21 protein-coding genes are annotated in these 19,472 nt (G+C 70.1%); 6 read left to right on the top strand and 15 right to left on the bottom strand.

The genetic code is table 11. The annotated features are described in order from the left end of the window. The first annotated feature begins 28 nt into the window (after positions 1 to 28). Genes JHN45_RS12315 through JHN45_RS12325 form a run of 3 tightly spaced genes read left to right on the top strand, consistent with a single transcriptional unit; the run spans position 29 to position 1,959 of the window. Complete coding sequence (locus JHN45_RS12315; RefSeq protein ID WP_201049055.1) at positions 29 to 736, top strand: TetR/AcrR family transcriptional regulator; 708 nt, start codon at positions 29 to 31, stop codon at positions 734 to 736. Next, positions 729 to 1,475, top strand: a complete 747-nt coding sequence (locus JHN45_RS12320; protein ID WP_200709248.1) for an SDR family oxidoreductase — start codon at positions 729 to 731, stop codon at positions 1,473 to 1,475. Before JHN45_RS12315 ends, JHN45_RS12320 begins: the two co-directional genes overlap by 8 nt. 19 nt (positions 1,476 to 1,494) lie before the next feature. Beyond that, positions 1,495 to 1,959: a hypothetical protein gene (locus JHN45_RS12325; RefSeq protein ID WP_201049056.1), complete on the top strand. Its 465-nt coding sequence runs from the start codon at positions 1,495 to 1,497 to the stop codon at positions 1,957 to 1,959. On the opposite strand, the gene JHN45_RS12330 is transcribed toward JHN45_RS12325, so the two are convergent. The 4 genes from JHN45_RS12330 to JHN45_RS12345 form a co-directional block, all read right to left on the bottom strand. Beyond that, positions 1,960 to 2,718 carry an IclR family transcriptional regulator gene (locus JHN45_RS12330; RefSeq protein ID WP_200709291.1) on the bottom strand — a complete coding sequence of 253 codons (759 nt, stop codon included), beginning with the start codon at positions 2,716 to 2,718 and terminating at the stop codon, positions 1,960 to 1,962. A gap of 245 nt (positions 2,719 to 2,963) precedes the next feature. Beyond that, positions 2,964 to 3,974 (bottom strand): 4-hydroxy-2-oxovalerate aldolase, encoded by a 1,011-nt coding sequence (dmpG, locus tag JHN45_RS12335; RefSeq protein ID WP_201049057.1) that lies wholly within the window; start codon positions 3,972 to 3,974, stop codon positions 2,964 to 2,966. Further along, complete coding sequence (locus JHN45_RS12340) at positions 3,971 to 4,921, bottom strand: acetaldehyde dehydrogenase (acetylating) (protein WP_200709251.1); 951 nt, start codon at positions 4,919 to 4,921, stop codon at positions 3,971 to 3,973. Before JHN45_RS12340 ends, dmpG begins: the two co-directional genes overlap by 4 nt. Beyond that, positions 4,918 to 5,790 carry a 2-keto-4-pentenoate hydratase gene (locus JHN45_RS12345; RefSeq protein WP_201049058.1) on the bottom strand — a complete coding sequence of 291 codons (873 nt, stop codon included), beginning with the start codon at positions 5,788 to 5,790 and terminating at the stop codon, positions 4,918 to 4,920. Before JHN45_RS12345 ends, JHN45_RS12340 begins: the two co-directional genes overlap by 4 nt. Before the next feature lie 230 nt (positions 5,791 to 6,020). Between JHN45_RS12345 and JHN45_RS12350 the strand changes: the two genes are divergently transcribed. Beyond that, positions 6,021 to 7,628, top strand: coding sequence for an FAD-dependent oxidoreductase (locus JHN45_RS12350; RefSeq protein ID WP_201049059.1), 1,608 nt, complete (start codon positions 6,021 to 6,023; stop codon positions 7,626 to 7,628). Positions 7,629 to 7,682: 54 nt separating this feature from the next. On the opposite strand, the gene JHN45_RS12355 is transcribed toward JHN45_RS12350, so the two are convergent. Both JHN45_RS12355 and JHN45_RS12360 read right to left on the bottom strand, forming a co-directional pair. Continuing rightward, the gene (locus JHN45_RS12355) at positions 7,683 to 8,297 is read right to left on the bottom strand and encodes a TetR/AcrR family transcriptional regulator (RefSeq protein WP_307783090.1); all 615 of its coding nucleotides are present in this window, start codon (positions 8,295 to 8,297) and stop codon (positions 7,683 to 7,685) included. Positions 8,298 to 8,333: 36 nt separating this feature from the next. After that, complete coding sequence (locus tag JHN45_RS12360) at positions 8,334 to 9,194, bottom strand: alpha/beta fold hydrolase (protein ID WP_200709254.1); 861 nt, start codon at positions 9,192 to 9,194, stop codon at positions 8,334 to 8,336. Between the two features lie 169 nt (positions 9,195 to 9,363). Between JHN45_RS12360 and JHN45_RS12365 the strand changes: the two genes are divergently transcribed. Continuing rightward, positions 9,364 to 10,236 carry a VOC family protein gene (locus JHN45_RS12365; RefSeq protein WP_201049060.1) on the top strand — a complete coding sequence of 291 codons (873 nt, stop codon included), beginning with the start codon at positions 9,364 to 9,366 and terminating at the stop codon, positions 10,234 to 10,236. Positions 10,237 to 10,290: 54 nt separating this feature from the next. Here JHN45_RS12365 and JHN45_RS12370 read toward each other — a convergent pair whose 3' ends face one another. The 4 genes from JHN45_RS12370 to JHN45_RS12385 are packed head-to-tail and all read right to left on the bottom strand — an operon-like array spanning position 10,291 to position 12,676. Further along, entirely contained in the window at positions 10,291 to 10,482 is a 192-nt protein-coding gene (locus tag JHN45_RS12370) for a ferredoxin (RefSeq protein WP_200709256.1), read from the bottom strand. 13 nt (positions 10,483 to 10,495) lie between these two features. Then, a complete protein-coding gene (locus JHN45_RS12375; protein WP_200709257.1) occupies positions 10,496 to 11,308 on the bottom strand; it encodes a mycofactocin-coupled SDR family oxidoreductase in 813 nt (270 codons plus the stop codon). 16 nt (positions 11,309 to 11,324) lie between these two features. Then, positions 11,325 to 11,534, bottom strand: a complete 210-nt coding sequence (locus JHN45_RS12380; protein WP_200709258.1) for a hypothetical protein — start codon at positions 11,532 to 11,534, stop codon at positions 11,325 to 11,327. Beyond that, positions 11,531 to 12,676: an amidohydrolase family protein gene (locus JHN45_RS12385; RefSeq protein ID WP_236583613.1), complete on the bottom strand. Its 1,146-nt coding sequence runs from the start codon at positions 12,674 to 12,676 to the stop codon at positions 11,531 to 11,533. Before JHN45_RS12385 ends, JHN45_RS12380 begins: the two co-directional genes overlap by 4 nt. A gap of 181 nt (positions 12,677 to 12,857) precedes the next feature. Here JHN45_RS12385 and JHN45_RS12390 point away from each other — a divergent pair, with 181 nt between their 5' ends. Further along, positions 12,858 to 13,721 (top strand): mycofactocin-coupled SDR family oxidoreductase, encoded by an 864-nt coding sequence (locus tag JHN45_RS12390; protein ID WP_201049061.1) that lies wholly within the window; start codon positions 12,858 to 12,860, stop codon positions 13,719 to 13,721. Positions 13,722 to 13,746: 25 nt separating this feature from the next. Here JHN45_RS12390 and JHN45_RS12395 read toward each other — a convergent pair whose 3' ends face one another. From JHN45_RS12395 to JHN45_RS12415, 5 genes are all read right to left on the bottom strand, one after another. Continuing rightward, positions 13,747 to 14,724, bottom strand: coding sequence for an NADPH:quinone oxidoreductase family protein (locus JHN45_RS12395; protein WP_201049062.1), 978 nt, complete (start codon positions 14,722 to 14,724; stop codon positions 13,747 to 13,749). Further along, positions 14,721 to 15,908 (bottom strand): acyl-CoA dehydrogenase family protein, encoded by a 1,188-nt coding sequence (locus tag JHN45_RS12400; RefSeq protein WP_200709261.1) that lies wholly within the window; start codon positions 15,906 to 15,908, stop codon positions 14,721 to 14,723. Before JHN45_RS12400 ends, JHN45_RS12395 begins: the two co-directional genes overlap by 4 nt. Continuing rightward, positions 15,905 to 16,672 (bottom strand): SDR family NAD(P)-dependent oxidoreductase, encoded by a 768-nt coding sequence (locus tag JHN45_RS12405; RefSeq protein WP_201049063.1) that lies wholly within the window; start codon positions 16,670 to 16,672, stop codon positions 15,905 to 15,907. Before JHN45_RS12405 ends, JHN45_RS12400 begins: the two co-directional genes overlap by 4 nt. Before the next feature lie 27 nt (positions 16,673 to 16,699). Continuing rightward, complete coding sequence (locus JHN45_RS12410) at positions 16,700 to 17,848, bottom strand: acyl-CoA dehydrogenase family protein (RefSeq protein ID WP_201049064.1); 1,149 nt, start codon at positions 17,846 to 17,848, stop codon at positions 16,700 to 16,702. A gap of 139 nt (positions 17,849 to 17,987) precedes the next feature. Beyond that, positions 17,988 to 19,460 (bottom strand): FadR/GntR family transcriptional regulator, encoded by a 1,473-nt coding sequence (locus JHN45_RS12415; protein WP_201049065.1) that lies wholly within the window; start codon positions 19,458 to 19,460, stop codon positions 17,988 to 17,990. Positions 19,461 to 19,472 lie beyond the last annotated feature (12 nt).

The following is a 19,472-nucleotide window of genomic DNA, read 5'->3' on the forward strand; positions in this document are numbered from 1 at the left end:
GGTACAGATCACTGTTATCGTCGATTACATGAACACGAGATCGCTGATTATCGAGGCGGCGGCGGAGCTGATCGCCCGGTCGCCGAGCGGCGATGTGTCGACGCGCGCGGTGTGCGAGGCGGCGGGTGTGCAGCAGCCGGTCCTCTACCGCCTGTTCGGCGACAAGGACGGGCTGCTCGCGGCGACGGTCGACCACGTGTGGGACCAGTACCTGGAGACCAAGCGCGCGGCCGAGAAGTCGGCGGACCCGCTGCGGGACCTGCTCGCCGGCTGGGACAGCCATGTGGCGTTCGCGCTGGCGCATCCCAACGCCTACAAGCTGATGTTCGCCCCCGCCCTGCGGGCCACGCCCGAGGCGGCACAGGAGGCCCTGCGCATCCTCCGCGAGGTCCTGGACCGGCTCGCCGCGCAGGGCAGGATGCGGATCGCGCCCGAGATCGCCGCACAGATGGTGATGACGGCGACGACCGGTGTAGCACTGGGCCTGATCACGCGCCCCGCCCTCTACCCGGACAAGGAGCTGTCGACCTCCGTCCGCGACGCGATGGTCCGGGCGATCCTGCTGGACCCCCCGTCGGACCCGACGGTCCACGACGTCCGGACGGCGGCGGCCACCACCCTCCTCTCGTCACTGGACGACCTCACCCCCGAACCCTTCACGCCCGCGGAGTCGGCCCTGCTGGGCCAGTGGCTCACGCAGATCCCCCGCTCCGGGAAGGACACCCACCATGCCTGACACCGAGACCACCACCACCCGCGTCGCCCTGGTCACCGGCGGCTCCGGCGGCATCGGCCGCGCGGTCGCCGAGCGGCTGGCCAAGGACGGCATCGCGGTCGGCGTGCACTACGCCGGCAACAAGGCGAAGGCCGACGAGACGGTCGCCGCGATCGTCGCGGCCGGCGGCCGAGCCATCCCGGTCGGCGGCGACGTCGCCGACGAGGACGCGATGGCCGCCGCGTTCGACGCGGTCGAGGCGGAGTTCGGCGGCATCGACGTGGTGGTGAACACCGCCGGGATCATGACCCTGTCCCCCATCGCCACCATGAACCTGGACGACCTCGACCGCATGCACCGCACCAACATCCGCGGCACGTTCGTCGTCTCCCAGCAGGCGGCCCGCCGGGTGCGCGGCGGCGGCGCGATCATCAACTTCTCCACCACCGTCACCCGCACCAAGTTCCCGACCTACGGCGGCTACGTGGCGAGCAAGGCCGCGGTCGAGGCCATGACCCTGGTCCTGGCCCGCGAACTCCGCGGCAAGGACATCACCGTCAACGCCGTGGCCCCCGGCCCCACCGCGACCTCCCTCTTCCTCGACGGCAAGGACGAGACCACGATCGAGAACCTGGCCAAGGCCGCCCCGCTGGAGCGCCTGGGCACCCCGGAGGACATCGCCGAGTCCGTCGCCTTCCTGGCCGGCCCGGCCCGCTGGGTCAATGGTCAAGTACTGTTCGCCAACGGCGGGTTGGCGTGACGGGGAGAAGAATCCAGAGATGACCTACGTGCTACAGGCGGTGATCGCCGGGGACGACCTGCTCCGCGCCGCCGCACAGAAGGTGCCGGGCGCCCGAGTGGCCTCTCTCGGCCAGGGCCTGTCCCTGCTGCCGATGACGAACGAGGTCGTCGACGCCGTCTCGGACGGCGGCACCGCCCGGTCCCTGGGGTTCTGGCGGCTGCCGGCCGGCTTCGAGAGGGTGCTCGCCGAGTGGTCCGCCGTAGGACCGGTCGCCTATGTGGAGGCCGAGTACTTCGGTGGGGCCGGCGAGCAGCGGGTCGTCGTGTGGGCCGACGGGGCACTCGTGCTGGGGCCGTTGGACGAACGGCCGTTGGGGATCAGCCCGATCTCGCAGGCCCTGCGCCGGCTGGGCGCCACCAGCGGTCCGGGCCAGGACGAGTTCACGGCCGTGGGCCTGGACCGCCATCGGCACAACGACGGCTGGATCTCCTCGACCCCGTAACTACCCCACGGCGTCCGCCACTTCCCGCCGGAACGACTCCCCGTCCCCGAACAACTCCTCGGACACGGCCCGTACGGCGTTCACCACCAGCGGAGCCACCAACTCCAGCGGTGCGCGCCCGTCGCCGACGACCGAGATCGCGCCGACCGGGCCGTCGGGGCCGCGCAGGGCGAGGCCGACGCAGCCGAGGTCGGGGAAACACTCGCCCCGGTCGATCGCGAGGCCGTTGCGCCGGCGTACGGTGCTCAACTCCCGGTGGAGCAGGTCGAGTCGGCCGATGCTGTGGGAGGTGCGGCACTCCATCGACTGCTGGTAACGGGCGTCGATCTCCTCCGGGCTGAGCCAGGCGAGCATCGCCTTGCCGAGGCCGGTGCAGTGCGCGACCGCCCGCCCGCCGACCCGCGAGGGGATGTCGACCGCGGCCCGGCCACCCACCTTGTCGAGGTAGTAGATCTCCGGGCCGTCGAGCACCGCGAGATGGACGACCATCTTCGTGCGGACGGCCAGGTCGAGGAGTTGGGGCGCGGCTGCCGCGCGCAGTGTGCTGTGTCCGATCTCCCGTCCGCCGAGACCGAGCGCGCGCGGTCCCAGCGCGTACCCGGCGACCGTGTGGTGCAGCCAGTCCAGGCGCACCAGTTGGTCGAGGATCCGGTGGGTGGTCGAGCGCGGCAACTGGGTGCGGCGGGAGACCACTTCGAGGGTGAGGTGTGTCTGGGGCCGCTCGAAGAGGTCCATGATCAACGTCACGCGCTCCATCATCGACGGTGGCAGCGCATGCCGGTCGGCCTCGTATCGCGGCTCCAGTCGAAGGGCAGACGTCATCGTCAATGCCTCTCTGCTCAAACTGAAATCAATTCTAGTTCGGCGCCTTCGTCAACGTATCAACGCCGTCGGACACAGGCCAAGAGGCGTGCACGAGTTTATTGGTACGCCCGGTCTAATCAATGCGCAAAGAGCCGCTCCCCGGTGCGTGGTCCGGGGAGCGGCTCTGCGGAGACGTGCGGTCAGCAGCCGCGCGTGAGGTCGAGCGCGATGTCCACGATCATGTCCTCCTGCCCGCCGACCAGCCCCCGCCGGCCGACCTCCTGGAGGATGGTGCGCGCGTCGAGACCGTACTGTCCGGCCGCCGTCTCGGCGTGCCGCAGGAAGCTGGAGTAGGCGCCCGCGTACCCGAGGGTCAGGGTCTCCCGGTCGACGCGCACGGGGCGGTCCTGCAGCGGCCGTACCAGATCGTCGGCGGCGTCCTGGAGGGCGAACAGGTCGCAACCGTGTTCCCAGCCAAGGAGGTTGGCGACCGCGATGAAGGGCTCTATCGGGCAGTTGCCTGCACCCGCGCCCTGTCCGGCGAGGGACGCGTCGACCCGGGTCACCCCTTCCTCCACCGCCGTGACGGAGTTGGCGACCGACAGGGACAGGTTCTCGTGCGCGTGGATGCCGATCTGGGTGTCCGGGTCGAGGACGTCCCGGTAGGCCCGGATACGGTCGCGGACGCCGTCCATGGTCAGCCGGCCGCCGGAGTCCGTGACGTACACGCAGTGCGCGCCGTAGGACTCCATCAGCCGCGCCTGGCGGGCGAGTTCGGCGGGGTCGGTCATGTGGGCCATCATCAGGAAGCCCGAGACGTCCATGCCGAGTTCGCGTGCCGTGGCGATGTGCTGCGCGGCCACGTCGGCCTCGGTGCAGTGGGTGGCGATCCGGACCGAGCGGACACCGAGGGAGTACGCCTGCTTGAGCTCGGCGATGGTGCCGATGCCGGGCAGCAGGAGGGATGTCAGGGTCGCCCGGTGGATGGCGCCGGCCGCGGCCTCGATCCATTCCCAGTCGGTGTTGCTGCCGGGGCCGTAGTTGAGGCTGCCGCCGGAGATGCCGTCGCCGTGGGCGACCTCGATGGCGTCCACGCCCGCCTGGTCCAGGGCCGCGCTGATGGCGGCCACGTTCTCGGGCGTGATCCGGTGCCGGATGGCGTGCATGCCGTCCCGGAGGGTGACGTCCTGCACATAGAGCCTGGGGGTCACCGGGTCACCTCGCTGGAGAAGCGCTGGGCGATGCGCTCGGCGACCCGCAGGGCGGCCGAGGTCATGATGTCGAGGTTGCCCGCGTAGGCGGGCAAGTAGTGGGCGGCGCCCTCGACTTCGAGGAACACGGACACCTTGGTGGTCACCTCGGAGGCGTCACCGGTGAAAAGGGTGTGGACCGGATCGCCGGCCGGGATCGGGGTGAACTGCACCTGCTGCTTGAGCCGGTAGCCGGGCACGTACTCGGCGACCGCGTCCACCATGCCCTCCACGGAGGCCCGCACCTGCTCGTGGTCCGCGTCGCCGATCAGGCAGTACACGGTGTCCCGCATGATCAGCGGTGGCTCGGCCGGATTCAACACGATGATCGCCTTGCCGCGCCGGGCGCCGCCCACCTTCTCGATCGCGGCGGACGTCGTCTCGGTGAACTCGTCGATGTTGGCGCGGGTTCCGGGTCCGGCCGACTTCGAGGCGATCGAGGCGACGATCTCGGCGTAGGGCACCGGTGTGATCCGGCTGACCGCGTAGACGATCGGGATGGTGGCCTGGCCGCCGCAGGTGACCAGGTTGAGGTTGTCGACATCGTTGGCAAGGTGCTCGTCGAGGTTGACCGGCGGCACGACGTACGGGCCGATGGCCGCGGGTGTGAGGTCGACCAGCCGTTTGCCGTACGGAGCGAGGCGCTTGGCGTTCTCGACGTGTGCCTTCGCGGACGTGGCGTCGAAGACGATCTCGATGTCGTCGAAGCCGTCCATCCGGATCAGCCCGTCCACGCCCTCGTGCGTGGTGGGCACCTTCAGGCGCGCGGCGCGGGCGAGGCCGTCCGAGTCCGGGTCGATGCCCACCATCGCGGCCATCTCCAGGGTGTCGGACAGCCGCAGCACCTTGATCATCAGGTCGGTCCCGATGTTCCCGGAGCCGATGACGGCCACCTTGGTCTTCGTCATCCCTGTTCCTTCGAAGAGTCCGATGAGTCGGATGAGTTGGCTGATTCCACTGCGTCGGAGAACGTCGCGGTCACGGTGCCGAGGCCCGACATCTCGGCCCGTACGGTGACTCCCGGCGGGGTGGGCACGAGCGGCCCCAGCGCCCCGGAGAGCACGACCTGCCCGGCCCGCAGCGGATCGCCGAACTCCCGCGCGGTGCGCGCCAGCCAGAGCAGCGCGGCGAGGGGATCGCCGAGGCAGGCGGTGCCGTCGCCCTCGGACGCCAACTCCCCGTCGGCGTACAGCCGCATCGTCACGTCCCGGGGTTCGAAGGCCTTCAACTCGACCCGCTCACCGCCGAGTACGAACAGTCCGCTGGACGCGTTGTCGGCGACGGTGTCGGTGATCGCGATGTCCCAGTCGGCGACCCGGCTGTCCACGATCTCCAGGGCGGCGACGCCGTACGCGACGGCGGACCGGACCCGCTCGATGTCGAGATCGTCGTCGTCGAGATCGGCCGCGAGGACGAACGCGATCTCCGCCTCGACCCTGGGCTGCAGCAGCCGTTCGCTCGGCACGGCCGGCAGCGCGCTGACGTCCATGTCGGCGAGGAGCACCCCGAAGTCGGGCCGGTCGACGCCGACTTGGCGCTGCACCGACTCGGAGGTCAGCCCGATCTTGCGGCCGACGACCCGTGCTCCGGCCGTGATCCGGTCGGCCACGACGCGCTGTTGGACGGCGTAGGCGAGGCTGATGTCGGTGGCGCCGAGCAAGTCCCTTACGGGAGCGCACGGTTGACGGTCACGGGCCGCGCGCGTCAGTCGTACGACCGCCTCGGCCACCGCAGCCTCGCGGTCCGCCACGGCCCTCGGTTCCCAAACGTCTGTCATTCGCATCCTCAACTCGTGATGGTCTCCAGCCTGGGCATCCGTCCCCCTTCACGGGCCCGCGCGTTCCGCTCACCGGGACTCGATCCGGGTGTGGACAAATGGTCTCGCTGAGCGAGATGACCGGTCGGAGCCGGGGAGTTGGCTCGATACCGTCGCCCGCACATTGCTTGAGGTTGTGGCGTTGAGCCGCGCTCGCCGTCGAGAACGTCAGCACACCTGAGGAGGTCATCTTGGCCAGCAACGAGGACGTCTACGACGTGATCGTGGTCGGGTCGGGCGGAGGTCTGGTCGGTGCCTATGCCGCCGCCTCGCGCGGACTGCGCACCCTCGTCATCGAGAAGACCGACCGGGTCGGCGGCACCACCGCCTACTCCGGTTCCGGTCTGTGGTACCCCGGCTCGGCCCCCATGCGGCGGGCCGGGCTCGACGACAGCGTCGAGGACGCGCGGACGTATCTGCGCGACAGTGTCGACGACGAGTCGCGCGAGCCGCTCCAGGAGGCGTATCTGCGGGCCGGCGTCCAGCTGATCGACGAGCTGGAGCAGAACCCGTGGTTCCAGTCGTTCGAGCACCTGCCGGTGCCGGACTACTATCCGTCGGTCGCCGGCTCGTCCCCCACGGGGCACACGATCTTCCCGCCGAAGGTCACCGTCGCCGAGCTCGGCGAGCACGCCAAGCTGGTCCGCGCCTGCCTGCCCACTCAGCGTTGGGGGCAGGACGAGGGTCCGGTCCTGAGCGGTGGCCGCGCGCTGATCGGCCGGACGCTGGCGGCGTTCCTGGAGACGGGCCACGGCACGCTCCGCCTCGACACCGCGTTGGAGAGCCTGGTCGTCGAGGACGGCCGGGTCGTCGGTGTCGAGGCGGTGAGCGACGGCGAGCGGGTCACGTTCCGTGCCACGGGCGGGGTGATCCTCGCGGCCGGCGGCTTCGAGCGCAACCGCGAGCTGCGCGAGAAGTACCAGCCGGTGCCGGAGCGCGGCAGCGAGTGGAGCCACGGCGCCCCGGGCAACACGGGCGACGCGCTCCAGGCCGGCATCGCGGTCGGCGCCGACACCGACCTGCTCGACGCGGCCTGGTTCACCCCGGGACTCGTGTGGCCGGACGGCCTGCCGCTCTTCCACACGGGCACCCGTGGCGGAATCTGGGTCAACGCCGCCGGCGAACGCTTCGTCAACGAGACCCGCCCCTACGACCAGGCGGGCCGCGAGATAGTCCGCCTGCACGCCACTTCGGGCGTCTCGCACATCCCCGCCCACTGGATCATCGACCAGCGCCAGCTCGACCGGGACGGCTTCGGCGGCCCGTACGACGAGCCGGTCCGCCCCGAGTGGTTCGAGTCGGGCGCGCTCAAGAAGGCAGACACGCTTGAGGAGTTGGCGCAGCTGATCGACGTACCGCTGGACGCCCTGCGCAAGACCATCGAGGAGTACAACGGCTACGCGCACAGCGGGGTCGACGAGACGTTCCACCGCGGCGAGACGCCCTGGGACCAGATGGCCCAGTACGTCCTGGGCTTCCCGGGCCATCCCGAGCTGAACCACCCGGCGCCGCCGCCCACGACCGAGTGGCCCAACCCGATACTGCCCCCGCTGGACACTCCGCCGTACTACGTCGCGACCATCCTCCCGGCCGACATCGGCACCAAGGGCGGCCTGAAGATCGACGAACACGCGCGGGTGCTGCGCCCGGACGGCGGCCCGATCGCGGGGCTCTACGCGGCCGGCAACACCGCCGCCGCGATGACGGGCCGCGTGTATCCGGGTGCGGGGGCTCCCGTCGGTTCGAGTATCGCGTTCTCGTATCTGGCCGTGCTCGACATCGCGGACACCGAGGACTGACACAACGTCAAGTGCCCGGAACACCAAGGGTGTTCCGGGCACTGTCATGAGGTTCTACGGAGTGAGGAGCAGCCGTGCGGCCAGGCGCATGGTGGTCTCCGCCTCCTCGGCGGAGAGCTCCTCGGTGAGCACGGCCACGAACAGTCCCCACCAGCCGTAGATGAGCAGGCGCGCCCTGCTGCGGTCGGTCGCCGTGGCCTCGCGGACGCCGCCGCCGAGCAGGCGCAGGATGGCCTGGCCCAGGGCGCTGTCGACGAGGTCCGCGCGGGCCGGGACGATGCTCGTGTACTCGTTGAACGACGACAGGGCCACCGCCGAGGCGAGCAGCGGGCTGTCCAGCAGCTTCACGCTGAGCGTGATGAGGAGTTCCGCGATCTCGGCGGCGGGATCCGAGTCCTCGGCGGCGACGGACGTGTTCCCGTGGCCGCCGACGAACTGCTCGATGTGCCACTCCAGGACCGCCATGAACAGATACGGCTTGGACGGGAAGTAGCGGTACAGGGTCGCGATGGCGACGCCGGCCTCCTTGGCCACGTCGTGCATCTGGACGCTGGCCAGTCCCTCGCGGGCGCCGAGTTCGGAGGCGGCGCGGAGGATGCCGACCCGGCGGGCGGCCTGGCCGCTCGACATCGGGGCCGCCGGTTGCCGTCCCTCAGCGGGTCTCGCCACGTCGTCCCCCCGGTCGTTGGGTGCTCCCGCCGACGCTCAGGACGCCTCGGGGCGGGTCAGGAAGGCCAGGACCGCGCTCTCCCAGGCCTCCTTCTGCTCGATCATGGCCCAGTGGCCGCAGTCGGGCAGCACATGCAGTTCCGCTTTGGGAATCGTACGCATCGGGATCAGCGCGCTCTCCAGCGGTGTGACCCGGTCGTCACGGCCCCAGGTCAGCAGCGTGGGTGCGGTGATCTTGTGGAGGGCGGCCCAGATGGGCTGGTCGGAGTGGGCCTGGGCGGCCTGCATGGCGGCCATGGCCTGCCGGCCGTAGATCCGCCGGGAGGCCTCCAGGGTCGCGGGCTCGGTGGCGCTCGCCCAGCGCTCCTCGATGAGTTCCTCGGTGAGGAGGGACGGGTCGTGGACCATCGACCGCAGCCACTGGAGCAGGTTCTCGCGGGTCGGGTTCTCGGCGAACTCGACGAGCAGATTGAGGCCTTCGCTGGGACCGGGCGAGAGAATGTTTCGACCCACCCCGCCGATGGTGACGACCCGGCGGAACAGGTCCTTGTGCGCGACGGCGAGTCCGGCGGCGACGAAGCCGCCCATGGAGTTCCCGATGACGTCGACGCGTTCGAGGCCGAGGCCGTCGAGAAAGCGCAGGACGGCTTTCGGGGCCGCCATCATCGGGTTCTCGTCGGTGGGGTCGCTGACCCCGAAGCCGGGGAATTCCAGGGCGAGGCAGCGGAAGTGCTTCGCGAACAGGGGGAGATTTCCACGGTAGTTGCGCCAGCCGGTCACGCCCGGACCGGAGCCGTGCAGCAGGAGCAGGGGTGGCCCGTCGCCCGCCTCGTGGTAGCGCAACGTGCCCTCGTCGGTGTGCAGTTCGCGCAGGGTGTCCTCAGCGGTGAGTGTCATGGCGGTGCGTGGCCTCCGGTCGCGGGGTGACAGGCGACAGTCACCGTGCCACCGCGTCCCTGCCGGGTGTCGTACTCCTCCCGATCAGTGGGACGTCCACGACTCCTGGTCCGCCCGTCTCATTAGCGTCGGACCGCAAGGACTTGACGACGGTGATGGGAGAACCCTGATGGGTGTGCGCTCACTCGGGTATGTCCGGCTGGAATCCAGTGACATCGAGAAATGGAAGGTGTTCGGGGCGGATTTCCTCGGCCTGATGCCAGTTGAGGGCGGCGACCCGGAATCGCTCTACTACCGGATGGACGACTATCCGGCCCGCATCGTGGTCTCCCCCGGTTCACAGAGCGGAATGACCGCCCTCGGCTTCGAGGTGATCGACGAGCGGGAGCTGGCCAGGCTGGTCGCCGACGTCGAGAAGACCGGCATCAAGGTCACCGCCGGCACCGACGACGAGGCCGCGGAGCGCCGGGTCACCGGCTTCGTCAAGTTCAACGACCCGGGCGGCAACCCGGTCGAGCTGTTCTACGGCGCGATCCTCGACCACGTTCCGGTGCAGACTCCCCTGGTCTCGGGGTTCCTGACCGGTGACATGGGCTTCGGGCACGCCATCCTCTCCGCCGAGGACGCGCGCGGGACCTTCGACTTCTACGTGAACGTCCTCGGCTTCATCGAGCGCAACACGATGCGCTCGCCGGGCGGTACGACCTGGTTCATGGGCTGCAACCCCCGCCACCACACCCTCGGCGTCACTCCGGCGCCGGGTCCCGGGCGGCTGCTGCACTTCATGGTCGAGGGCAAGACGCTGGACGACGTGGGGCGTGCCCTCGACCGGGCCGCGAAGCTGAACGTCCCGATGATGCACTCGCTGGGCAAGCACACCAACGACCGCATGGTGTCGTTCTATGTGTGGTCGCCGGAGAATTACGCCGTCGAGTTCGGCTGGGACGGCCTGAAGGTCCCGGAGCCGGTCCCGGTCTACGAGATCACCGACGGCGCGTTCTGGGGCCACCACTTCACCCCGCCGCCGCAGCCCGCCGGCTGACCCGAGCACGCACGACAAGAGCCCCACGGTCCACGACCGTGGGGCTCCTCCGTGTCAGCGCTCGACGGTGACGGCCCGCTCCGGGCAGGCCAACTCCCCGTCCCTGGCGGCCTGTTCGAGTTCCGGCGGCACCTCGCCGTCGTAGGGCAGCGCATAGCCGTCGTCGTCGAGCCGGAACACCTCCGGCGCCGCCGCCGCACACCTCGCGTGCCCGGAGCACAGCGAGGAGTCGATGGTGATCTTCATGCACAACTCCGTTCTACGGCTTGTTCGTCGAGCCCGCGTCGACGGTGAACTGGAGGCCGGTGACGTAACGCGACTCGTCCGAGGCGAGGAACAGGACGGCGTTCGACACGTCGCGCGGCTCGACGTACGGGGCGAGGGGGTTCATCGCGACGAGCGCGAACAGCGGCTCCCGCGCGGCGAGTTCCTCGATCGGCATGCCGACGGTGATGCCGGTGTCGCTGACGCCGGTCGGGTGCACGGTGTTCACCCGGATGCGGTGCGGGGCGAGTTCGTTGGACAGCGCCTTCATCAGGCCGACCACACCGTGCTTGCTGGCCGTGTAGTGGGCGTACGGCACATGGCCCCGGATGCCGGCCGCCGAGCTGGTGATGACGACGGAGCCGCCCTGCCCGGCCTCGATCATCCTGGGTACCGTGGCCCGCACCGTGTTCCAGGGGCCCTTGAGGTTGACGTCCATGGTGACGTCCCAGGCCTCCTCGGACAGCTCCCAGGCGGCACCGATGCTCATCACGCCCGCGTTCGCCACCACCGTGTCGAGCCGTCCGAACTCCTCCCAGGCCGCGTCGGCGGCGGCCCGCAGCTCCACCACCGAGCGCACATCGGCCTGCAGGGCGATGCAGCGGCGGCCGGTCGCCCGCACCAACTCCGCGGTCTCCTCCAGCTGTTCCTTCGACGCCAGCGAGTAGGGCAGCTCGTCGCTGATGTCGTGACACACGTCGGTCACGACGACATCGGCTCCCTCCTCCGCCAGCCGCACGGCGTGGGAACGCCCCTGCCCCCGGGCGGCCCCCGTGATGAGCACCGCCTTGCCCTCCATGCGACCCACGCCAACTCCCCTTCGTTCAGCGGACATTCAGATCCTCGGCGGCCTCGCGCAGGGCACGCAGCCGGGTGTCGAGGAGTTCACGCTCGGCCTCGTCGCCCGCGCCGAGTTCGGCGAGCCGGCGGACGGTGAGGCCGATCTCCTCCTGGAGCCGGCCGTACGCCTCGTCGCGGGTCAGCAGGTCGAGGTCGGTCCAGTCGGAGCGCTCGGACTCCGGGCGCCTGCTCATGCGTCGAGGTTGTAGAGGCGGCGGGTGTTCAGCTCGACGATCTTGTGCACCTCGTCGTCCGGTACGTCGGCGAGAACCTCGGCCGCGTAGGCGCGGCTCTTGGGCCAGTAGGAGTCGGAGTGCGGGTAGTCGCACTCCCAGGTGATCTTGTCGACGCCGATGTGGTGGCGTACCTCCACACCGAACCGGTCGTCGATGAAGCAGCCGTGGAAGTGCTTGTGGAACAGATCGGAGGGCCGCACGGTCTGGTTGACGTTCTGGTAGAAGCGGTGCCGCTCCCAGGTGCCGTCGGCGCGCTCCAGCAGATACGGGATCCAGCCGATCCCGCCCTCGGACAGACCGATCTTCAGCCGCGGGTGGTTGTGGAGGACCGGGGAGAACAGCAGGTCGGCGGCCGCGTACATCGAGTTGGTGGCGAACAGGGTGATCGTCACCGCGAAGGGTGCCTCCGGGGCGGTCTTGGGCGCCGCGCCCGAGGTGCCGAAGTGCAGGCACAGCGGCATGTCGGTCTCCTCGGCCGCCGTGAACACCGGGTCCCAGTGGTCGGTGTGGAACGACGGCAGGCCCAGCGGGACCGGGTTCTCCGGGAACGAGATCGCCTTGGCGCCCTTGGCCGCCGTACGCCGGATCTCGGCGGCGCAGGCGTCCACGTCCCACAGCGGCAGGATGACCAGCGGGATGAGCCGGCCGGGGGCGGTGGCGCACCACTCGTCGATCACGAAGTCGTTCCACGCCTGCACGCAGAGCAGGGCGAGTCGGCGGTCCTGGCCGTCCAGGAAGATGGTGCCGGCGAAACGCGGGAACGACGGGAAGCACAGCGCGCCCCACACACCGTCCAGGTCCATGTCGCGCAGCCGGGCCTTCGGGTCGTAGCAGCCCGGGATCATCTCGTCGTAGCGGGTCGGTTCGAGGCCGAACTCCTCGGGCGACTTGCCCGCTACGGCGTTCAGGCCGATGTAGGGGTAGATGCGGCCCTCGTAGTTCCACACCTCGGCCGGGGCCTGGCCCTCTCCACGTGCCTGTTCCACGATCCGCGGACCGGCCTCGCGGTACTTCGCCGGCAGGCGGTCCGTCCACAGGCGCGGCGGCTCGATCAGGTGGTCGTCGGTCGACAGCAACTTCATCCACGGCTGCAATGGCATCGATGCGCTCCCTCGAATCTCATGGACTCTCTAGCACCGGCCGAATTGTGTGCACTGTTCAGGTCCCACTGAACGGAAACCGGCCAGCAGTCTGGGGACTTGATACCGATCATGGATCACGAACAGCACCATCGGACAGTATTCAGGCTACTCTTTTATCTCCGGCGGAAGGAGCCCCAGGATGGGCCGAGTACAGGACAAGGTCGTGTTCATCACCGGGGCGGCGCGCGGACAGGGCCGCGCCCATGCGCTTCGGCTGGCCGCGGAGGGCGCCGACATCATCGCCGTCGACCTGTGCGAGGACATCGCGACCAACGCGTATGCGCTGGCCACTCAGGACGACCTGGACGAGACAGTGCGGCAGGTCGAGAAGCTCGGGCGACGCATCGTCGCGCGCAAGGCCGACGTACGGGATCCGGCGGCGCTGAAGGCGGCCGTGGCGGAAGGCGTGGCCGAACTCGGGCGGCTGGACGCCGTGGTGGCGCAGGCCGGCATCGCCCCGCTCGGCCCCAAGCAGGGCGTGCAGGCCTTCATCGACGCCGTCACCGTCGACTTCAACGGTGTCGTGCACGCCGTCGAGGCCGCGCTCCCGCATCTGCCGGACGGCGCCTCGATCGTGGCGACCGGGTCGATCGCGGCCCTGACCCCGGCGACCGTCGACAGCCCGACCAACGGGCCCGGCGGCCTCGGCTACTCCTTCGCCAAGCGCCAAGTGGCCTCGTTCGTCCACGACTTGGCGACGGTACTGCTGTCCCGGCGGATCCGGGTCAACGGCCTGCACCCGACCAACGTCAACACGGACATGCTCAACAGCGACATCATGTACCGCTCGTTCCGGCCCGACCTCGAAAACCCGACCCGTGAGGATGCGCTGGAGTCCTTCCCCGCGACGACCGGGATGGACATTCCCTACGTCGAGCCGGAGGACGTCTCCGACATGGTCCTCTTCCTGGTCTCCGACGAGTCCCGCTATGTCACCGGCATGCAGATGCGGGTGGACGCCGGCGGCTATGTCCGCAAGCGCCCCCAACTCCCCACGTTCTGACGGCTTTTGGTTCGAATGGCTTTTGCTAGGACGTGAGGCCCAGGACCACCTTGCCGGTGGTCCTGCGCTCGGCGACCTCGGTCAGGGCGCTCGCGACCTCGTCGAGGGTGTGGACGCGGGAGACCAACGGGCGCATCCCGTCCCGGACCATCGCGGCCAGGGCACGGTCGGCGGCGGCCACGGCCTCCGGGGCGTACTGACGCACCGTGCGGATCTCGAAGCCCCGCACGACCAGATCCTTGAGCAGCACCAGGTTCAGCGGGATGCGGGGGATCTTCCCGTCGGCGTACCCGACCGTGACGAACCGGCCGCCCCGGCGCAGCGCGCGCAGGGCGGCCTCCGCGTGGTCGCCACCCACCGGGTCGATCACGAGGTGCGCGCCCCCGCCGCCGGTCAACTCCCTTGTACGGAGCTTGAGATCCTCGTGGACGTAGTCGACACCGGCCTCGGCGCCGAGCTTGCGGGCGACCGTCAGCCGCTCCTGGCTCGACGCGGCGGCGACCACGCGCATACCGAGCCGCGTCGCGATGTCGACCGCCGCCGAACCGACCCCGCCGGCCGCGCCGAGCACCGCCACCCACTCCCCCGCGCTGCCCTGTCCGACGGTGACGAGGGAGTGGTAGGCGGTGGCGTACGTGACGTGGAACGCGGCGGCGTGCACCATGTCGAGGCCCTCGGGGACCTGGCGCAGGCTCGCGACGGGCACGACGACCTGTTCGGCGAAGGCGCCGGTGAGCACCGCTCCGGCGACGGGTGAGCCGACGGGTGGGCCGGAGACGTCCGGCCCCAACTCCGCGACCACACCGGCGAATTCACTGCCCGGTGTGAAGGGCAGTGGTGCGGGCACCTGGTAGCGGTCGGCCACGAGCAGTACGTCAGGGAAGTTGACCGCCGCCGCGTGGACGCGGACCAGTACCTCGCCGGGTCCGGGCCGAAGATCGTCGAGTTCGACGACCGAGAGGCCACCGGGCGGCCCGTACTCCGTGCAGCGTGCGGCCTTCATCGGGTCCTCTCCACTGTCGGCATCGCCGGGTCGCGGGGCAGCCCCAGCACCTGCTCGGCGATCGTGTTGCGCTGGATCTCGGCCGTGCCCGCGCCGATCGACGAGGCGCGGGTACGCAGGAACCCCCATACCCAGCGCCCGCGTTGGACGGCATGCGGGTCGCGACGGTCGAGGATGCCGTACGGTCCGAGCAGGTCGAGCGCGAACTCGTGCAGTTCCTGCTCGAAGGTCACTATGGACAGCCGCGCCGTCGAAGAGGCGGGCCCCGGCTCGCCCTTGGCCATGATGTCGGCGATGGTGCGCATGCCGGTGAGCCGCATGACACGGACACGGATCTCGAAGTCCGCGAGCCGGTCCCGGACGATCGGGTCGGCCGTCGCCCCGCGCTCGTGGGCGAGTTCGATCAACTCGTCCAACACCCGTCGGTACAGGGCCGCTTGATTCATCGCCCCGGCCGCGCGCTCGTGCCCGAGGCTCGTGCGCACCAGCGGCCAGCCGCCGTTCTCCTCGCCGATGCGGTCGGCGACCGGGACGCGGACGTCGTCGAAGAAGATCTCGCAGAAGTGCGCGTCGCCGGTCAGGTCACGCAGCGGCCGTACCGTCACTCCCGGGGCGTGGGCGTCGATCAGGAGGTAACTGATGCCGTCCTGGCGGGAGTCGGGCGGTCCGGTGCGGACGAGAGTGAAGAAGATGTCGGCGATGTCGGCCGAACTGTTCCACACCTTCTGCCCGTTGACGACGTACTCCGCACCCTCGCGCCGTGCCGTCGTGCGCAGCGCGGGGAGGTCCGAGCCCGCCTCCGGTTCGGAGTAGCCCTGGGCCCACACCATGTCGCCTCGCAGCATGGGGCGCAGATGGCGCTCCTTCTGCTCGGGCGTGCCGTACTTGATGAGGGTGGGGGCTGCGATGCCCAGTCCGGTGCCCAGGGGGCCGGGGACGCGGGCGCGTGCGTACTCCTCCTGGTAGCTGACCTGGCGTGCGAAGGACAGGTCCATGCCGCCGTACTCGCGGGGCCAACTCGGGCCCGCGTAACCGGCGTCGAAGAGCGTGGCGAGCCATTTCTTCTGCCAGGCCACGCGCTCGACGGGGTCCTTGGGGCGGCGCCCCGGGTGATGATCGGTGAGGAAGGCCCGTAGCCGGGCGCGGAATCGGTCGTCCGACTCGCCGGTCCCGTCCGCTGTCATCGCGGGGCCATGCGGATGGCGCCGTCGAGGCGGACGGTCTGGCCGTTGAGGTACGGGTTCTCCAGCATCTCCACGGCGAGGCGCGCGAAGTCGTCCGGGTCGCCGAGGCGCTTGGGGTGCGGGACGGAGGCGGCGAGGCCGTCGCGGATGTCGGCGCGGAGACGGCCGAGCATCGGGGTGTCCATGATGCCGGGGGCGATGGTGTTCACCCGGATCTGCCAGCTGGCCAGGTCGCGGGCGGCGACGAGGGTGATGCCGTGGACTCCGGCCTTGGCGGCGGTGTAGGAGGTCTGCCCGATCTGGCCGTCGAACGCGGCGACCGACGCGGTGAGCACCACGGCTCCGCGGTCACCGTCGATGATCTCGTTACCGGCGAGGCGGGCGGCGGAGAGGCGCAGGACGTTGTAGGTGCCGATCAGGTTGACGCGTATGACCTCGGCGAAGGTGTCGAGTTCGCCGGGGTTGCGGTCGCGGTCGATGATCCGGGTGCGGTCGCCGCCGCGACCCGCGCAGTGCACGACGAAGCGCAGGGTGCCGAGTTGCTCGGCCGCGTCGAGGGCGGCGGTGACCTCGGCCGGGTCGGTGACGTCGGTGCGGACGAAACGTGCGGCCTCGCCGAGGTCGGCGACGGCCTTGACGCCCTGTTCCTCGGAGATGTCGGCGAGGACGACACGTCCGCCGCGTTCGGTGATGCGCCGCGCGGTGGCCAGGCCGAGCCCGGAGGCTCCGCCGGTGACGAGTGCCGCTGAACCGTCGATGTTCACACCCAACTCCTCATGGTCTTCGTGGTGTTAAAGGCCCAGGGACTTGCTGATGATGAGCTTCATGACCTCGCTGGTGCCGCCGTAGATACGCGTCACCCGGGCGTCCGCGTACAGGCGGGCGATCGGGGATTCGAGGATGTAGCCGTAGCCGCCGTGCAGTTGGAGACAGCGGTCGACGACGCGGCCCTGTGTCTCGGTGCAGAACAGCTTGGTGCGGGCCGCGTCCACGGGGTCCAGTTCGCCCGCGACGAGTGCGGTGATCGCCGCGTCGAGCAGGGCTTGCGCGGCCGTCAACTTGGCATCCAGCGCGGCGAGTTCGAACTTCGTGTTCTGGAACTGGGCCAGTGGCTTCCCGAACACGTTCCGGTCGCGGACGTAGGCGACGGTCAGGTCGACGGCGGTACGGGCCTGGGCGACCGCGCCGACCGCGATGGCCAGACGTTCCTGGGCGAGGTTGCGGCCGAGGAGGGTGAAGGCGGCGCCCTCCTCGCCGAGGAGGTTGGCAGCGGGCACACGGACGTCGTCGAAGGCGAGTTCCACGGTGTCCTGGACGGCCAGGCCGATCTTCTCCAGCTTGCGCCCGACGGTGAAGCCGGGCATGTCCTTCTCCACCACGAGGAGGGAGAGCCCGGCACGCCGGTTGTCGGGGTCCACGGTGGTGCGGGCGACCACGATCACCAGGTCGGCGTGGTGGCCGCCGGTGATGAAGGTCTTCGCCCCGTTGAGGACGAAGTGGTCGCCGTCGCGGACCGCCCGCGTGGTGATGCCGGCGAGGTCGGAGCCGGTCGCGGGCTCGCTCATCGCGATCGCGGTGTACAGCTCGCCGGAGGCCAACCCCGGTAGCCAGCGCGCCCGTTGCTCGGAATTGGCCAGGCCGGTGAAGTACGGGACGACGATGTCCAGGTGGGTGCGCAGACCGCCGAGCGTGACGCAGGCGCGGGCGCACTCCTCCTGGATCACGGCGTTGTAGCGGTAGTCGTCCTGACCGCCTCCGCCGTACTCCTCCGGGATCGCCGTACCGATGATGCCGAGCTTGCCCAGTGCGGTGAACAGGTCCCGGGGGACGAGTCCGGCGCGCCGCCAGTCCTCGTACGACGGGAGCACCTCGCGGGCGATGAAGTCACGGACCAGCAGACGGAAGTCCTCATGGGTCTCTTCGAACAGGGTCCGGCGCATCGGATCTCCTTCGGCTCGACCTATTCAGTATACCTAATTAGCCTCGCCCGACACAGCCCGATGCGGCGGACATGTACAGCAGAACGCCCCCGTGGGCCCGAAGGCCGCACAGGGGCGTCGCTGGTCGATCGTCAGGAGATCAGTGCCACCAGGGGATCAGCGCGTCCAGGTGGCGGCGCATCCGATGCCGGGCAACTCCGGCGTCACCCTCGACGATCGCGTCGAGAATCCGCTGGTGGACGTGCTGGACCTCCTCGGCCGCCGTGTCACCGGGCAGCGGTCGGTCGTGGCCCGAGGCATGGCGGCGGAACAGCTCGGTGATGATCGACAGGAACAGGGACAGCACCGGGTTGTCGGAGAGCGCGGCCAGTTCGGTGTGGAAGAGGTCGGCCTTGCGCGGGTCGTCGGCGGGCCCCTCGGTGCTCCAGCGGACGGCCTTGCCGAGCCGTTCGGTCACCTCTTTGTCGCCCTCCGCGACTCTCGCGGTGACCCGGGCGACGATGCCGAGTTCGATGGCGTTGCGCACGATCCGCAGGTCGTCGGCGGTGACGCCCTGGTACTCCAGGAACAGCGCCATGGTGTCGATGCTGGCCTGCGGTTCGGGCTCGGTGACGATCAGACCGCCGCCCGGTCCGCGGCGCATCCGGGCGACCGAGTGGTACTCCAACAGCCTTACGGCTTCCCGCAGTACGGCCCGGCTGATCGAGTAGCGGGCCAGCAGGTCGGCCTCGGAGCCGAGCACCATGCCGGTCTGCCAGCCGCGCGCGGCGATGTCGTCGTGGATGCGGGCCGCGACCACCTCGGCGAGCTTGGCCCGCGGCCCCTCGACCAGTTCGGGCTCCACGACATTGCCCGCGATCCGCTGCCCGCGCCGCACCCGGTGCTTCTCGATCCAGCCGGCCACCGACTCCAGATGCGCGGTCAGCTCCGTCTGCGCGCGGGCCCCGTCGTCGGCGATCACCGCGTCGACGACGGCTTTGTGCGCACGGTGCGAGGTGTCCTTCGCCGCGTGCATCTCGGTCTTGGAGACACGGCGGGAGGTGTGCGCGTAGCGAGCGGTGAGCCGGGTGAGCACGTCGACGAACAGGTGCAGCACCGGGTTGCCCGACAGCTGGGCGAGTACGGGATGGAGGGGGTCCTGCGAGTGGACGCCGGGGTCGTCCCAGTGGTCGAGTTCGGCGTCGAGCGTGGTGCGCAGGGTGTCGATGCCCTGCTCGGTGATGCGGTCGGCGGCGAGTCCGGCGGCGATCGGTTCCAGCAGAAGGCGGGCCTGGAGCAGGTCGGTGACGCTCGTGCCGACGTATTCGAGGTAGATCACCATGGCGCGGGTGGCCGGTCCCGCGTCGGGTGCGCAGACGATCAGGCCACCGTTCGGGCCGCGCCGCATCCTCGCCACCTGGTGGTGCTCGACGAGCCGTACCGCCTCGCGCAGTACCGCCCGGCTCACCCCCAGCCGCTCCCTCAGGTCCACCTCGGAGCCCAACGACTCGCCCACCGGCCAGCCCTGGCGGATCACGGTCGCCTCGATACGGCGGGCGGTCTGCGCGGCCAGCTTGCCGACCGGGACACCGGTCTCGCCGTCGGCGGGCTCGCGGTCGACGGCAGTCGCCATGGCCAACTCCTC

It is taken from the genome of Streptomyces sp. MBT53, from assembly GCF_016654115.1.
Taxonomy (GTDB): domain Bacteria; phylum Actinomycetota; class Actinomycetes; order Streptomycetales; family Streptomycetaceae; genus Streptomyces.

Excerpts from the sequence above, each read along its gene's own strand:
- JHN45_RS12315 (WP_201049055.1), top strand. The coding sequence starts at position 29 with ATGAACACGAGATCGCTGATTATCGAGGCGGCGGCGGAGCTGATCGCC.
- JHN45_RS12320 (WP_200709248.1), top strand. The coding sequence starts at position 729 with ATGCCTGACACCGAGACCACCACCACCCGCGTCGCCCTGGTCACCGGC.
- JHN45_RS12325 (WP_201049056.1), top strand. The coding sequence starts at position 1,495 with ATGACCTACGTGCTACAGGCGGTGATCGCCGGGGACGACCTGCTCCGC.
- JHN45_RS12330 (WP_200709291.1), bottom strand. The coding sequence starts at position 2,718 with ATGATGGAGCGCGTGACGTTGATCATGGACCTCTTCGAGCGGCCCCAG.
- JHN45_RS12340 (WP_200709251.1), bottom strand. The coding sequence starts at position 4,921 with ATGACGAAGACCAAGGTGGCCGTCATCGGCTCCGGGAACATCGGGACC.
- JHN45_RS12345 (WP_201049058.1), bottom strand. The coding sequence starts at position 5,790 with ATGACAGACGTTTGGGAACCGAGGGCCGTGGCGGACCGCGAGGCTGCG.
- JHN45_RS12360 (WP_200709254.1), bottom strand. The coding sequence starts at position 9,194 with ATGACACTCACCGCTGAGGACACCCTGCGCGAACTGCACACCGACGAG.
- JHN45_RS12365 (WP_201049060.1), top strand. The coding sequence starts at position 9,364 with ATGGGTGTGCGCTCACTCGGGTATGTCCGGCTGGAATCCAGTGACATC.
- JHN45_RS12370 (WP_200709256.1), bottom strand. The coding sequence starts at position 10,482 with ATGAAGATCACCATCGACTCCTCGCTGTGCTCCGGGCACGCGAGGTGT.
- JHN45_RS12380 (WP_200709258.1), bottom strand. The coding sequence starts at position 11,534 with ATGAGCAGGCGCCCGGAGTCCGAGCGCTCCGACTGGACCGACCTCGAC.
- JHN45_RS12385 (WP_236583613.1), bottom strand. The coding sequence starts at position 12,676 with ATGCCATTGCAGCCGTGGATGAAGTTGCTGTCGACCGACGACCACCTG.
- JHN45_RS12390 (WP_201049061.1), top strand. The coding sequence starts at position 12,858 with ATGGGCCGAGTACAGGACAAGGTCGTGTTCATCACCGGGGCGGCGCGC.
- JHN45_RS12395 (WP_201049062.1), bottom strand. The coding sequence starts at position 14,724 with ATGAAGGCCGCACGCTGCACGGAGTACGGGCCGCCCGGTGGCCTCTCG.
- JHN45_RS12400 (WP_200709261.1), bottom strand. The coding sequence starts at position 15,908 with ATGACAGCGGACGGGACCGGCGAGTCGGACGACCGATTCCGCGCCCGG.
- JHN45_RS12410 (WP_201049064.1), bottom strand. The coding sequence starts at position 17,848 with ATGCGCCGGACCCTGTTCGAAGAGACCCATGAGGACTTCCGTCTGCTG.
- JHN45_RS12415 (WP_201049065.1), bottom strand. The coding sequence starts at position 19,460 with ATGGCGACTGCCGTCGACCGCGAGCCCGCCGACGGCGAGACCGGTGTC.